This window comes from Streptomyces swartbergensis (genome assembly GCF_002148965.1).
In the GTDB taxonomy this organism is placed as follows: Bacteria; Actinomycetota; Actinomycetes; order Streptomycetales; family Streptomycetaceae; genus Streptomyces; species Streptomyces swartbergensis.
In genome coordinates, this window is the sequence record NZ_NGFN01000046.1 from 18,988 (window position 1) to 33,234 (window position 14,247).

The window sequence follows — 14,247 nt, forward strand, 5'->3', positions numbered from 1 at the left end:
CTCAGGACATCACCACGGGCAGGGGGCGCCGCGCCGTGGACCCGGTGATCATTGTCGGAGCGGGGCCGGTCGGGCTCACGCTCGCCCTGGCGTTGGCGCGCCAGGAGGTGCCGTCTGTCGTCCTCGACGAGGGGCCGGGCAAGGACGAACCCCGTGCGGCGCGCACCGTCGTCCTGCGCGAGGACACCGCCGCTCTCGTGGAACGACTGACCGGCGTGCCCCTGTCCCGGGCCGGCGCCCACTGGGCCGGATGGCGGTCGATGCGGCGCAAGCAGGTGATGCGCGAGATCGTTTTCGACGGCACCGAGCCCGCTCCCCTGCACATCGCCCAGCACGTGCTGACCGACGCCCTGCGCGCGGCCCTTTCCGGCGAACGGTTCGTCAAAGTCGTGGTGGAGAGCCGACTCGACGGCCTCGAACAGGAGCCCTCGGGCGTCACGGCCCACACCCGCGGTCCCAAAGGAACCTGGTGGCGCGGTAGTTACCTGGTCGGCTGCGACGGCCCCCGCTCGACCGTGCGCAAGCTCCAGGACATCCGCTTCCCGGGCCGTACAGCGGTGGAACGTCACGCCGTTGCCGCGCTGCGTACGGAACTGCCTTGGCACGACGAGGCGTTGCTGCACCGCATGCCGCCGTGGCGCATGTCGGGCCCCTCGGCCGGCGAGGTCACCGCGCGCCCGCTGCCGGACGGCGTCTGGCGTCTGGACTGGCTCCTGCCGCCCGGCAAGGACCTGGTCACGCCCGAGCTGCTGCTGACCCGCATCCGGGAGACCCTGGCCGGCTGGGCGGGCGGCACGACCCCGCCGTACGACCTGCTGGACACCGGCGTCCACACGGTCCACCACCGTCTGGCCCGCCGCTGGCGCGCCGACCGCGTCTTCCTCGCCGGGGACGCGGCACACCTGCTCGGCGCGCTGGGGACGCACGGGCTGGACGAGGGCCTCAGGGACGCCGACAACCTCGCCTGGAAGCTGGCCCTGGCCTGGCACCACGGGCCGCACGAGGCGCTCCTCGACAGCTACCAGACCGAGCGCCGGGCGGTCGTCGCCGCCCGGCTGCGCGCCGCCGACCAGGCTCTGCCGCTGCTGCGCGGCGGCGGAGGCCTGCGCTCCTACGTCCCCGGCTCGTCCCGGGGCCACGACGCGCTCCTCACGGACGGTCACTTGGGGCTCGGCCAGCTCGGCGCGCCGGGGGCGTACGCCGACTCGCCCCTCGCGCCCGGACCCCTCGAAGGAGAGACCCCCGTCGACACACCACCCGGAGCGCCGGTCACCGACGTACGGGTCACCGCGGAGGACGGCACCTTCGTACGGCTCCGGGACCGCCTCGGCCGCGGCGCCCTGCTCGTGGTGCTGATCGCGCCGGGCACGGGTGTGTGGGAGCGCAAGCACTGGGTCGGCGCCGGCATCATGCCCCGGCTCGCGGCCGCGGTCACGGCGCTGCCGCACCCCGCCGAGCTGCTGGTCGCCGAGAGCTATCCGGGTGCTGCCGCGCACACGGTGCTCCTGGTCCGCCCCGACGGGCACCTCGTCACCGCGCTGAGCGGAGTGCGCCCGGACGACCTGTACGCGGCGGCGGAGGCCACGGTGGGCGGACCGGCGAAGGCGCAGGCCGAAGCCGGTGCGCCAGCCGGATCTCGCTGACGTCGACATCAACATCGACATCAACGTCGACATTGGGGTGACGTGCTCACTGTCACCGTGCGTCCGCATGGTGACAGTGAGTTGACCGGTCCGGGCGGTCATGGTGTACTCCGGTGCGTGACCGACACCTGTGTGCGCCTGTGGCGGAGGGTCCATATGGACCTCGTCCGCTATGCGGGCTGCGTGTGTCGCCCGTCCTGCTGACTTCGCATCCCTCTTGCTCTGTGCGTGCGCCGCGCTCTGTCTGCCGCGGCCGGCGCGCCTGATCGCGAACCCTCATCAGGACCTTCAGGACGGCACCCGTGTCTGTATCCCCTTTCGTGTCCCCTTCCGCCTCCTCCGATGTCTCCTCCTCCGGCTCCGCTTCCGGCTCCTCGTCTGTCTCCGCCGCCGTTTCGGCGCCCACTCAGGCCGACCTCTTGGACTTCGTGCGGCGTACGGCCGCCGACACCGAGCTGATCGCCTCCCTGCCGCTCGACCCGGAAGGCCGCACCTGGGTGCGGCTGGACGGGCCCGGCGGCAGTGAGGCCTGGCTGATCGGCTGGCCGCCCGGCACGGGCACCGGATGGCACGACCACGCCGACTCCGTCGGCGCCTTCCTGACCGCGTCGGGTGAGCTCAAGGAGTACTCGCTCGCCGCGCGGCTGCCCACCGACGGCTGGAAGACCCTGGAACTCACCGACGGTGTCGACCGCGAACGCCGGCTGCCGTCCGGCCAGGGCCGTGCCTTCGGCCGTCACCACGTCCACGAGGTGCTCAACGAGTCCCTCGACCGGCACGCGATCTCCGTCCACGCCTACTACCCGCCCCTGCCGCAGATCCGCCGCTACAGCCGCAGCGGGTCGATCCTGCGGCTCGAACAGGTGGAGCGACCGGAGGACTGGCAGTGAGCGCGACGCACGAGCGGGTGAGCGACGGCAGCAGCACGGGCGACGGCAGCGGCCGTGCCCAACGTGCCGTCGGCATCGACGAGTTGCTGGAGCGTGTACGGGCGGGTTACGAGCGGATCGAGCCGCGGGAGGCCTACGAGGCCGCTCGCGCCGGTGACGCGCTGCTGGTGGACATCCGCTACGCGGCCCTGCGTGAACGGGACGGTCTGATCCCGGACGCCCTCGTCGTCGAGCGCAACGAGCTGGAGTGGCGCCTCGACCCGCAGGGCAGCCACCGTCTCCCGGAGGCCACGAGCCACGCCCTGCGCGTCGTCGTGATCTGCAACGAGGGGTACGCCTCCAGCCTGGCGGTCCAGTCCCTGCACCAGCTTGGACTGCACCGGGCCACCGATCTGGTCGGCGGGTTCCAGGCTTGGCGGGCGGCGGGGCTGCCGGTGGCGTGACCCGGCATCTCGACAGCGGGCGTGGCCGCACGAGGGTCTGGCCCTCGCCTCAGAACCCCTCGCCCCCGAGGAACTCGGTGTCCTCACCCTCCTCCTCCAGCGCCTGCCGGACCACGCGCAGGGCCATGCCCTCGGAGTAGCCCTTGCGGGCGAGCATGCCCGCGAGGCGTCGGATGCGCTTGTCCCGGTCGAGCCCACGAGTGGAGCGGAGCTTCCGCGCGACGAGCTCCCGCGCGGTCGCCTCCTCCTGCTCGGAGTCGAGCTGGGAAACGGCCTCGTCGATCAGCGTGGAGTCGACGCCCTTGGTCCGCAGCTCCCGGGCGAGCGCACGCCGCGCCAGCCCTCGGCCGTGGTGCCGGGACTCCACCCAGGCCTCCGCGAAGGCGCTGTCGTTGATGAGGCCGACTTCTTCGAACCGCGACAGCACCTCCTCGGCGGCGTCGTCCGGGATCTGCCGCTTGCTCAGGGCGTCGGCGAGTTGCTTGCGGGTCCGCGGGGTCCCGGTGAGCAGGCGCAGGCAGATCGCCCGGGCCTGCTCGACCGGGTCCCCCGGAGGCTCCTCCTGCTCGGCCCTCGACGAGGAGAGGGAACCTCCGTCCTCGGCAACCGCCGCGCCGAAGCCACGCCGGCGGCGCCCGCGTCCACGTCCGTCAGGCGACCCGCCGTCACGCGAGCCGTCCCTGGGCGAGCCGCCTCCGCGTGAGCCTCTGCCGGCTGAGCCGGTGCCGGACGAGCCGCTGCCCCGGGAGGCATCCCCGTACGGCCCGCCGTCCCCGTACGGCCCGCCGTCCCCGTGCAGCCGGTCGTCCCCGTACAACCGGTCCTCCCCGTACGCATCCGCCCCGTCCACGGCCGAGCCCGTCTCCCCTCCGGTGCCCCTCCCTCGTGGGGCACCGGAGGCGGTGTACTCGTACTCCGCCCAGTCGGTTCGTCGTGTCACGGGTCAGCTCTTGGCTGCGGCGGCCTTGGACTTGGCGGACTTGGCCGGTGCCGGGGCGGGAACCGCCGCCGCGTCGGCCGGTGCCGGAGAGACCGCCGCGTCCGTGCCCGGCTCGGCGGCCGGCTTCTCGGGGCGCACGCCGACGCCCAGCTTCTCCTTGATCTTCTTCTCGATCTCGTTGGCCAGGTCGGGGTTGTCCTTCAGGAAGTTGCGCGCGTTCTCCTTGCCCTGGCCGAGCTGGTCGCCCTCGTACGTGTACCAGGCGCCGGCCTTGCGGACGAAGCCGTGCTCCACGCCCATGTCGATCAGGCCGCCCTCGCGGCTGATGCCGTGACCGTAGAGGATGTCGAACTCGGCCTGCTTGAAGGGCGGCGCGACCTTGTTCTTGACGACCTTGCAGCGGGTGCGGTTGCCGACCGCGTCCGTGCCGTCCTTCAGGGTCTCGATGCGGCGGATGTCGATGCGCACCGAGGCGTAGAACTTCAGGGCCCGACCACCGGTCGTGGTCTCCGGGGAGCCGAACATCACGCCGATCTTCTCGCGGAGCTGGTTGATGAAGATCGCGGTGGTCTTGGACTGGTTGAGCGCGCTGGTGATCTTTCGCAAGGCCTGGCTCATCAGGCGGGCCTGAAGACCCACGTGACTGTCGCCCATCTCACCCTCGATCTCCGCGCGCGGGACGAGCGCCGCGACGGAGTCGATGACGATGAGGTCGAGAGCTCCGGAGCGGACCAGCATGTCCACGATCTCCAGGGCCTGCTCGCCGTTGTCCGGCTGGGAGAGGATGAGGTTGTCGATGTCGACGCCGAGCTTCTTCGCGTACTCGGGGTCGAGTGCGTGCTCCGCGTCGACGAAGGCGACCTGGCCGCCGGCCTTCTGCGCGTTCGCCACCGCGTGCAGGGTCAGGGTGGTCTTACCGGAGGACTCCGGTCCGTAGACCTCGACGACACGGCCGCGCGGCAGGCCGCCCACGCCGAGGGCCACGTCGAGGGCGGTGGACCCGGTCGGAATGACCTCGATGGGCTCGTTGACCCGGTCACCCATGCGCATGACCGCGCCCTTGCCGAACTGCCGTTCAATCTGTGCGAGAGCGGCATCCAGGGCCTTCTCGCGGTCGGTTCCTGCCATGGGTTCCACCCGATTTGCTTGAGTCGATCGCTTCACGTCAAAGACGCTAACGCCTGCCACTGACAATGCGCCCCGACGCACGTCCGGCCTGTGGATAACTCGGGCACATCTCCACCCAAAGTACGTCGAACTGCCCGTCGTTGAGCTTCGCCGGAGACTCCATAAGAATGGATGTTCGATTTTTGTGTCAAGCGCACCACACGGCACCTCCGTGCGGCACCACGCGACACGTCCGCGCGGCAGGGCGCAGCGACTCAGGCCTGGCTCTTCCCGGAGCCCCCGCTCTCGGAGCCCCCAACGTCGGCCCGCTCCGTCCCTGCCCGCCGTGCCCACAGCTGCCTCGCGCGCGTGACGAGGCTCGGCCCCTCCCCGCGTCGGCGATGGCCGTGCACCCGGGGGTCGTCCGTGACGGCGTACCGCTTCACGTACGCCCCCAGGAAGGCCTGGAGCGTGGCGATGGCGGGGATGGCGATCAGCGCGCCGACCGCCCCCAGGAGCGCGGTGCCCGCGATGACCGAGCCGAAGGCGACCGCGGGGTGGATGTCGACGGTCTTGGCCGTCAGCTTCGGCTGGAGCACGTAGTTCTCGAACTGCTGGTAGATCACCACGAAGATCAGCACCCACAGCGCGTACCAGGGGTTGACCGTGAACGCGATCAGCATGGGCAGCGCGCCCGCGAGATACGTGCCGATGGTGGGGATGAACTGCGACACCAGGCCCACCCACACGGCGAGCACGGGCGCGTAGGGCACGTCCAGGGCCTGCAACAGAACGAAGTGTGCTGCGCCGGAGATCAGCGCCATCAGGCCGCGCGAGTAGATGTAGCCGCCGGTCTTGTTCACGGCGATCTCCCACGCGCGCAGCACCTCGGCCTGCCGTGCGGGCGGCAGGAGGGAGCAGATCGTGCGGCGCAGTCGCGGGCCGTCCGCGGCGAAGTAGAACGAGAACAGCGCAATCGTCAGCAGCTGGAAGAGACCCCCGATGACCTGGGCGGACACGTCCAGGACACCCGTGGCGCTGTTCTGCACGTAGTTGCGCAGCCAGTCGGAGCGGAGCAGGCCCTCCTGGATGTCCACACGCTTCAGGTCGGTCTTGAAGTGCGTGTTGACCCAGTTGATGACGGAGTCGAGATAGGCCGGGAAGCCCTCGATCATCTTGATGATCTGGTCCGCCAGGATGGAGCCGAGCAGCGTGACGAAGCCCGCCGACACGATGATCACACCGATGAAGACGACGAACGTGGCCAGTCCCCTGCGCACACCGCGCGAGGCCATCCAGCTCACCGCCGGTTCGATGGCGAGCGCCAGGAAGAACGCGATGAGGATGTTGATCAGCAGGCCGGTGAGCTGGTGGAAGGCCCAGCTGCCCAGCTGGAAGACGGCGACGAGGGCGAGAGCGAGCACCAGGGCGCGCGGCAGCCAGCGCGGCATACGGCCGTTCGGCCCGGCGGCCCCGCCGACGGGGGGCGGGGCGGGCGGAGTCGTACCGAACGGGGAGGACTGCTGGGCTTCCTGCCCGGTCTCGTCAGTGCGTGCCACGCACCAAGTCTCGCCCACACCACCGACAGCCGTCTGCCCGCCTGCGATCTTCATGGGCCGCCGGTCAGCGGTCTCCACGACGAGTCAACGCTTCTCCCTCGGCACGTCCATCACCGCGCACACCACCTGCCAGACCTCTTTGGCGTCCCAGCCCGCGTCGAGGGCCTCGTGCACGGTGCGCCCGCCGAGATCCGACATCACATGGTCGCGTGCGAAGGTGTCGGCGTAGCCCGGACCGAAGTGCTCCGCCATCCGCTGCCAGAAGACCGTCAACCGCATGAGTCAAGTATCCCGCCCCTGGGGGTGGGCCTGAGCCGGGACCGCCTGCCGGCACCGTTTTCCGCCCTACGGTCTGACCCATGGCCGAAACAGGAGCTCCCTCACTCCCCCAGTCGCCCCCGCCGCACACCTCCGTGGCGCGCGCGGAACGCTTCGTCTGGCTCACCGCGCGCGTGCTCGAGCAGCGCCTCTTCGCCCACCACTTCCGGGGCGGCGCCGCCGACCCGGTGGAGACCGCCCTGGACGCCTACCGCAACGAGGACGGCGGGTACGGCCACGCGCTGGAGCCCGATCTGCGCGGCCCGGTCAGCCAGCCGCTGCACACCGCCCACGCCCTGCGCGTCCTGGACGCCGTGGGACGCTGCGCCGGACAGCGTGTGGAACGCATCTGCCGCTACCTGACGTCCGTCTCCACGGCTGACGGTGCCCTCCCGGCGATCCACCCGAGCCAGCGCGGCTACCCGACGGCCCCCTTCGTGCCGGTCGTGGACGACCCGCCCAGCGCTCTCCTGGCCACCGGGCCGGTGGTGGGGCTGCTGCATCGCAACGAGGTGTGGCACGCCTGGCTGTTCCGGGCCACGGACTTCTGCTGGCAGGCGGTCGAGTCCCTGGAAGAGTCCCACCCGTACGAGATCGAGGCCGCCGTGACCTTTCTCGACTCCGCCCCCGACCGCCCGCGCGCGGAGGCTGCCGCCGGCCGCCTGGGCCGCCTGGTACGCGCACACCGCCTCGCGGCCCTGGACCCCGACGACCTGGACGCGTACCCGGTCTCCCCCGGCTACGCGCCGGGTGAGCACCACTTCCCGTACGACTACGCGAGGACACCGCAGTCGCTCGCGCGCGCGTGGTTCACGGACGACGAGATGGCGCGCTCCCTGGACCACCTCGCGGCCCAGCAGCAGGAGGACGGCGGCTGGCCCGTACGGTGGCGTCAGTGGGCCCCGGCACCCGCCCTGGAGGCACGCCCCTTGGTGACGGTCGAGGCCCTGCGCACGCTCCGGTCCCACGGTCGCGCCCTCGGCTGATCACCCCACGCCCATGGCCCGCACTCCCGCGGTCACCAGTACGGCCGCCGCGACGACGAGCAGGAACGGGGCGCGCAGCACCAGCGCCACGGCCGCGGCTCCGAGCCCGGCGGCCCGCGCGTCCAGGACCAGCACCTGCCCGTCGGCGAAGGTCTGCTGGGCCGTGAGCGCCGCCAGCAGCGCGACGGGCACCAACGCGGCAAGGCGCTTGACGACGGGCCGCTCAAGAACTCCGGCGGGCACCAGCAGCCCGGCCAGCTTGACGGCGTAGCACCCGAGGACGGTCACACCGATCGCGATCCAGACGTTCATTCCTCGTCCCCCCGTCCCTTGCGCCGGCCGTCCGCCCAGAGCACGACCGGCGCCGCCAGCGCGGCCATCAGAACCGGCACTCCGGCGGGCAGCACGGGCAGCAGCCCGAGCCCCAGCAGCACGGCGAGCCCGGCGACGGCCCGTTCGGTGCCGGTCTTCAGCATCGGCGCGAGCAGCGCCAGGAACACCGCGGGCCCCGCGGCGTCCAGTCCCCACGCGTCGGTGTCCCCGAGGGTGCCGGCGCCCAGGGCCCCGAGCAGCGTGGTGAGGTTCCACAGCACGTACAGGCTCAGCCCGGTCACGACGAACCCGATCCGCGCCGCGCGCCGCGTGGGCTGTGCCAACGCGACGGCGGTCGTCTCGTCGATCACCCACTGGGCGGCGAACGGCCGCACCGCGCGCGGGAGGGCCAGCAACTGCGACAGCCGCAGGCCGTAGAAGGCGTTCCGCACGCCCAGGAAGAAGGCCCCGGCCGCCGCCGTGAACGGGCCGCCACCGGCCGCGAGGGCCCCCACCAGGGCGAACTGGGAGGCCCCGGTGAACACCAGCAGACTGAGCGCGCAGGTCTGCATCAGTGTCAGTCCGCTGCCGGCCGACGTCACCCCGAAGGCGAACCCGGAGAGCCCGACGGCCACCCCGACGCCCAGGGCGTCCCGCACGACGGCACGGTCCGCCTTCCCACCGGTCTCCGAGTCTTTGAGAGCTGTCCGATCTGCCACGCCCCGCACGCTACGAGGAGCCGCTACCGCACGTCTTGTACGTTCTTGCGCTCCCGCTGGTACGCCCCCGGGGGCACACCGACGATCCGGCTGAAGTGCCGGTTGAGATGCGGCTGATCGGTGAACCCCACGGCCACGGCGACCTCCGAGGGCGCCGTCCCCAGGTCCAGCAGCCGCCGCGCCCGCCGTACCCGCGCATCGGTGAGCCACGCGTGCGGCGGCATCCCGTAGGCGTCCCGGAAGGCCCGCAACAACGCGAACGGACCGGTCCCGAGCTCGGCCGCCAACCGCTCCAGGCTCGGCGGCCGCGCCATCCGCTCCTCCAGCACCGCACGCGCGCGTGCGGCGATCCGGGCCCCCGCCGTCCGCACCTCCCGCCGCGGCATGGGCCCACCGTTCAGCTGCAGCAGCCTGGTCACGGCGACCCGCAGCAGCGTGTCCGCGGCCAACGCGTTGCCCTCGTCGGCGGCCCGGAGCACCTGATGCACGAGCCCGACGGCATACGGATCGTCCATCACCGGGCTGACGAACCCCGGTGTCCCCCGCAGCGACGTGGTCTCGGCCGCGATCTCCGCCACCACATCGACGGACGGATACACGGCCCCGTACCGCCACCCCTCGGGCACACCGGCTCGCCCGGTGTGCGGAGTATCCGGATTCACCAGCGCGAGCGCCCCGGCTCCCGCGTACTGATCACCCCCACCGTGGTGGAACACCTCCACCCCGTCGGCGATGGCGGCGATCACGAAGTTCTCGTGCGTGTGCCGCACGAACGTCTTGCGCACATACCGGGCCCGCAGCAGATCCACCCCGGGCAGCTCGTCGTACTGCCAATGCCGCGCGCGCTCGCTCATACGACCATTGTCCGCGGCCCCGAGCGCCCGGCGGCAAGCCCCACGCGTCCGAACCCACCACCGGCGAGCAAGCGCCCAGGCCCGACCGCCGGAGGCACCCGTTGTCAGTGGCGAGGTGCACGATGGACGCATGGCCAGCAATGCACACCGAGCCCTGGACACCTTCTCCCCCGCGACCCGCGCCTGGTTCTCGGGCGCCTTCTCCGCGCCCACCACCGCCCAGGCTGGCGCGTGGCAGGCCATCCACCAGGGCTCGGACGTGCTGGTCGTCGCCCCCACCGGCTCCGGCAAGACCCTGGCCGCCTTCCTCGCCGCCCTGGACCAGCTCGCCTCGACCCCTCCCCCCGCCGACCCCAAAAAGCGCTGCCGGGTCCTGTACATCTCCCCCCTGAAGGCCCTGGCCGTGGACGTCGAGCGCAACCTCCGCAGCCCCCTGACCGGCATCCGCCAGGAGTCCGTACGGATGGGCCTGCCCGAACCCGAGGTCAAGGTGGGCATCCGCTCGGGCGACACCCCCGCCGCCGAGCGCCGCGCCCTGTCCACCCGCCYGCCGGACATCCTGATCACCACCCCCGAATCGCTGTTCCTGATGCTGACCTCGGCCACGCGCGACGCGCTGACCGGTGTGGACACGGTGATCCTCGACGAGGTGCACGCGGTCGCGGGCACCAAGCGCGGCGCCCACCTCGCGCTCTCCCTGGAGCGACTGGACGACCTCCTTCCGAAGCCGGCCCGCCGCATCGGCCTCTCCGCGACGGTCCGCCCGGTCGACGAGGTGGCTCGATTCCTCTCGCCCCGCCGCAAGGTGGAGATCGTCCAGCCGGAGTCGGGCAAGGAGTTCGACCTCTCCGTGGTCGTCCCGGTCGAGGACCTGGGCGAGCTGGGCGGCTCCCCGGTGGCGGACGGCTCGGAGGGCGCCGAGCGCCCGTCGATCTGGCCGCATGTGGAGGAGCGGATCACCGACCTCGTCCAGTCCCACCGCTCCACGATCGTCTTCGCGAACTCCCGCCGCCTCGCGGAGCGCCTGTGCAACCGCCTGAACGAGATCGCGTACGAGCGAGCCACGGGCGAGACCCTCGACGAGCACCACTCCCCCGCCGAGCTCATGGGCGGCTCGGGAGCCGCCCAGGGGGCGCCACAGGTCATCGCCCGTGCGCACCACGGCTCGGTTTCCAAGGAGCAGCGTGCCCTGGTCGAGGAGGACCTCAAGGCGGGCCGCCTGCCCGCGGTCGTCGCCACGTCCAGTCTCGAACTGGGCATCGACATGGGCGCGGTCGACCTGGTGGTCCAGGTCGAATCACCCCCCTCGGTGGCCTCCGGCCTGCAACGCGTCGGCCGGGCGGGCCACCAGGTGGGCGCGGTCTCCACCGGCGTGGTCTTCCCGAAGTACCGCGGCGACCTGGTCCAGGCGGCGGTGGTCACCGAGCGCATGCGGACCGGCTCCATCGAGTCCCTCAGGGTCCCCGCCAACCCGTTGGACGTCCTGGCCCAGCAGATCGTCGCGATGACGGCCCTGGACACCTGGCAGTTCGACGACCTCCTCGCCGCCGTCCGACGGGCCGCCCCCTTCGCCTCGCTGCCCGAGTCCGCCTTCACGGCGGTCCTCGACATGCTGGCCGGCCGCTACCCGTCCGACGCCTTCGCCGAGCTGCGCCCGCGCGTGGTGTGGGACCGCGTCACCGGCGAGATCACGGGCCGCCCCGGCGCACAGCGCCTCGCCGTCACCTCCGGCGGCACGATCCCCGACCGCGGCCTCTTCGGCGTCTTCCTCGCCGGCGCCGATCCCAAGAAGGGCGGCGGCCGGGTCGGCGAGCTCGACGAGGAGATGGTCTACGAGTCCCGCGTCGGCGACGTCTTCACGCTCGGCACGAGCTCCTGGCGCATCGAGGACATCACCCGCGACCGCGTCCTGGTCTCCCCGGCCCCGGGCGTACCGGGCCGCCTGCCCTTCTGGAAGGGCGACCAGCTGGGCCGCCCCCTCGAACTGGGCCGGGCGGTGGGCGCGTTCCTGCGCGAGGTCGGCTCACTGCCCAAGGACGACGCCCGGCTCCGCCTCCTCGCCGCCGGCCTGGACGCCTGGGCGGCGGACAACGTGCTGTCGTACCTGGACGAGCAGCGCGAGGCCTGCGGGCACGTCCCGGACGACCGGACGATCGTCGTGGAGCGCTTCCGCGACGAGCTCGGCGACTGGCGCGTGGTCGTGCACTCCCCCTTCGGCGCCCAGGTGCACGCCCCCTGGGCGCTCGCGCTCGGCGCGAAGCTCTCCGAGCGGTACGGCATGGACGCGCAGGTCATGCACGCCGACGACGGCATCGTGCTGCGCCTGCCGGACGCCGACCTGATGGGCCTGGACCTGCTCGACCAGGAGCCGGTGAAGACGGGCCGGGAGTACGACGCCGAGCAGGCACCGGTCGGCGCGGCGGACGTCATCTTCGACAAGGGCGAGGTCGACCAGGTCGTCACCGACCAGGTGGGCAGCTCGGCTCTGTTCGCGGCCCGCTTCCGCGAGTGCGCCGCCCGCGCGCTGCTGCTGCCGCGCCGCAACCCGGGCAAGCGCACGCCGCTGTGGCAGCAGCGCCAGCGCGCTTCCCAGCTGCTCCAGGTGGCGAGTGAGTTCGGCTCGTTCCCGATCGTCCTGGAGGCGGTCCGCGAGTGCCTCCAGGACGTCTTCGACGTTCCCGGTCTCGTCGAGCTGATGGGCGACCTGGAGTCCCGCAAGGTGCGCCTCGTCGAGGTCACCACTCCCGAGCCGTCCCCCTTCGCGCGCTCCCTCCTCTTCGGCTACGTCGCCCAGTTCCTGTACGAGGGTGACTCACCGCTCGCCGAGCGCCGCGCCGCGGCCCTGTCGCTGGACTCACGGCTGCTGGCCGAGCTGCTGGGCCAGGCGGAGCTGCGTGAGCTGCTCGACGCGGAGGTGCTGACGGAGCTGGAGCGGGAGCTTCAGTGGCTGACCGAGGACCGCCGCGTCAAGGACGCCGAGGGCGTCGCGGACCTCCTCCGCCTCCTCGGCCCGCTGACGGAGGCGGAACTGGCCGAGCGGGGCGCCGAACCGCACTGGGCACAGGAGCTGGCCGGCGCCCGCCGCGCCATCCGGGTCCGGATCGCGGGCAGCGACCACTGGGCGGCGATCGAGGACGCGGGCCGGCTGCGCGACGCCCTGGGCACCGCCCTGCCGGTCGGCGTCCCGGAAGCCTTCACGGAGCCCGTCAAGGACCCGCTCGGCGACCTCCTCGCGCGCTTCGCCCGCACCCACGGCCCGTTCACCTCGACCACGGCGGCGGCCCGCTTCGGCCTGGGCGTGGCCGTCACCGAGGGCGCCCTCCAGCGGCTGGCCGCGGCGGGCCGGATCGTCCAGGGCGAGTTCCACCCGGCCGGAATCGGCCAGGAGTGGTGCGACGCGGCCGTCCTGCGCCGCCTGCGCCGCCGCTCCCTGGCCGCCCTGCGCCATGAGCTGGAGCCGGTGCCGCCGGCCGCCCTCGCCCAGTTCCTTCCCCAGTGGCAGCACATCGGCAAGGGTCACTCCCTGCGCCGCATCGACGGCCTGGTGCGCGCCATCGAGCAGCTGCAGGGCGCGTCCGTGCCCGCCTCCGCCCTGGAGAAGCTGGTCCTGCCCTCCCGGGTCGTGAACTACAACCCGGCCATGCTGGACGAGCTCACCGCCGCCGGAGAGGTGGTCTGGGCCGGGGCGGGCTCCCTCCCCGGCAAGGACGGCTGGGTCTCCCTCTACCTGGCGGACGCGGCCCCCCTGCTTCTGCCGCCCCCGCACCCCTTGGAGCTGACCGCTCTCCACCAGTCCGTCCTGGACGCCCTCTCCGGCGGCTACGGCCTGTTCTTCCGCCAGATCGCCGACCAGGTCCGCGCCACCACCCACCCCGACGCCACCGATCCCCAACTGGCCGACGTCATCTGGGACCTGGCCTGGTCCGGACGCCTGACCAACGACRCGCTCGCTCCCATGCGCTCCCTGCTCGGCTCGGGCCGTACCGCCGGCTCCACGGCCCACCGCGCCAAGCGCACGGTCCCGCGCGGCCGCTACGGCTCCCTGACGGCCGCGGCCCGCCCCGCCACCTCCCGCTCCGGTCCACCGACGGTCGCAGGCCGCTGGTCCCTGCTCCCGGCCCACGAGCCGGACCCCACGGTGCGGGCCCACGCCCTCGCCCGCACCCTCCTCGACCGGCACGGCGTGGTGACCAGGGGCGCGGTCTCGGCGGAGGGCGTCGAGGGCGGGTTCTCGGCGACGTACCGCGTCCTGTCCGCCTTCGAGGACAGCGGCCAGGCCCGCCGCGGCTATGTGGTGGAGGGGCTCGGCGCCGCGCAGTTCGCGATGGACGGTGCCGTGGACCGCCTGCGCGCGGTGTCCAACGCCCGCGACCGCGGCGAGGACCTGCCCGGCCCCCCACCGGTCGCCGATCTCGACCCGTTCCCCTCCCATGACTTCGCCGGGCAGGACGACTCGTTCCTCTCCAACGACCACCC

12 protein-coding genes and 1 pseudogene are annotated in these 14,247 nt (G+C 72.6%); 6 read left to right on the plus strand and 7 right to left on the minus strand.

The genetic code is table 11. The features are described from left to right. The first annotated feature begins 35 nt into the window (after positions 1 to 35). The 4 genes from CA983_RS10700 to CA983_RS10710 all read left to right on the plus strand — a co-directional run bounded on the left by CA983_RS10700 (position 36) and on the right by CA983_RS10710 (position 2,976). Positions 36 to 1,643, plus strand: coding sequence for an FAD-dependent monooxygenase (locus CA983_RS10700; RefSeq protein ID WP_086600646.1), 1,608 nt, complete (start codon positions 36 to 38; stop codon positions 1,641 to 1,643). A gap of 132 nt (positions 1,644 to 1,775) precedes the next feature. Beyond that, positions 1,776 to 1,847 carry a putative leader peptide gene (locus CA983_RS49160; protein ID WP_309544753.1) on the plus strand — a complete coding sequence of 24 codons (72 nt, stop codon included), beginning with the start codon at positions 1,776 to 1,778 and terminating at the stop codon, positions 1,845 to 1,847. Between the two features lie 215 nt (positions 1,848 to 2,062). Beyond that, on the plus strand, positions 2,063 to 2,533 hold the full coding sequence (locus CA983_RS10705; RefSeq protein ID WP_425276441.1) for a cupin domain-containing protein: 471 nt from the start codon (positions 2,063 to 2,065) through the stop codon (positions 2,531 to 2,533). A 17-nt stretch (positions 2,534 to 2,550) separates the two neighbouring features. Continuing rightward, entirely contained in the window at positions 2,551 to 2,976 is a 426-nt protein-coding gene (locus CA983_RS10710; protein ID WP_086600654.1) for a rhodanese-like domain-containing protein, read from the plus strand. Between the two features lie 49 nt (positions 2,977 to 3,025). On the opposite strand, the gene recX is transcribed toward CA983_RS10710, so the two are convergent. The 4 genes from recX to CA983_RS10730 all read right to left on the minus strand — a co-directional run bounded on the left by recX (position 3,026) and on the right by CA983_RS10730 (position 6,861). Further along, positions 3,026 to 3,916 (minus strand): recombination regulator RecX, encoded by an 891-nt coding sequence (recX, locus tag CA983_RS10715; RefSeq protein WP_086600648.1) that lies wholly within the window; start codon positions 3,914 to 3,916, stop codon positions 3,026 to 3,028. Between the two features lie 3 nt (positions 3,917 to 3,919). Then, positions 3,920 to 5,044: a recombinase RecA gene (gene recA / locus CA983_RS10720; protein WP_086600649.1), complete on the minus strand. Its 1,125-nt coding sequence runs from the start codon at positions 5,042 to 5,044 to the stop codon at positions 3,920 to 3,922. A gap of 254 nt (positions 5,045 to 5,298) precedes the next feature. Beyond that, the gene (locus tag CA983_RS10725; RefSeq protein ID WP_086600655.1) at positions 5,299 to 6,582 is read right to left on the minus strand and encodes an AI-2E family transporter; all 1,284 of its coding nucleotides are present in this window, start codon (positions 6,580 to 6,582) and stop codon (positions 5,299 to 5,301) included. Positions 6,583 to 6,666: 84 nt separating this feature from the next. Continuing rightward, the gene (locus CA983_RS10730; protein WP_086600650.1) at positions 6,667 to 6,861 is read right to left on the minus strand and encodes a DUF3046 domain-containing protein; all 195 of its coding nucleotides are present in this window, start codon (positions 6,859 to 6,861) and stop codon (positions 6,667 to 6,669) included. Positions 6,862 to 6,941: 80 nt separating this feature from the next. Here CA983_RS10730 and CA983_RS10735 point away from each other — a divergent pair, with 80 nt between their 5' ends. After that, the gene (locus CA983_RS10735; RefSeq protein WP_086600651.1) at positions 6,942 to 7,886 is read left to right on the plus strand and encodes a hypothetical protein; all 945 of its coding nucleotides are present in this window, start codon (positions 6,942 to 6,944) and stop codon (positions 7,884 to 7,886) included. Here CA983_RS10735 and CA983_RS10740 read toward each other — a convergent pair whose 3' ends face one another. From CA983_RS10740 to CA983_RS10750, 3 genes and pseudogenes are all read right to left on the minus strand, one after another. After that, complete coding sequence (locus tag CA983_RS10740) at positions 7,887 to 8,198, minus strand: AzlD domain-containing protein (RefSeq protein ID WP_086600652.1); 312 nt, start codon at positions 8,196 to 8,198, stop codon at positions 7,887 to 7,889. Beyond that, positions 8,195 to 8,857, minus strand: a complete 663-nt coding sequence (locus tag CA983_RS10745) for an AzlC family ABC transporter permease (protein ID WP_244206780.1) — start codon at positions 8,855 to 8,857, stop codon at positions 8,195 to 8,197. Before CA983_RS10745 ends, CA983_RS10740 begins: the two co-directional genes overlap by 4 nt. Then, positions 8,797 to 9,771: pseudogene (locus CA983_RS10750) on the minus strand (AraC family transcriptional regulator). Before CA983_RS10750 ends, CA983_RS10745 begins: the two are co-directional and overlap by 61 nt. A 130-nt stretch (positions 9,772 to 9,901) precedes the next feature. On the opposite strand from CA983_RS10750, the gene CA983_RS10755 reads away from it, so the two are divergent. Next, the coding region (locus CA983_RS10755; protein WP_244206781.1) for an ATP-dependent helicase at positions 9,902 to 14,247 on the plus strand (4,346 nt) is incomplete at its 3' end.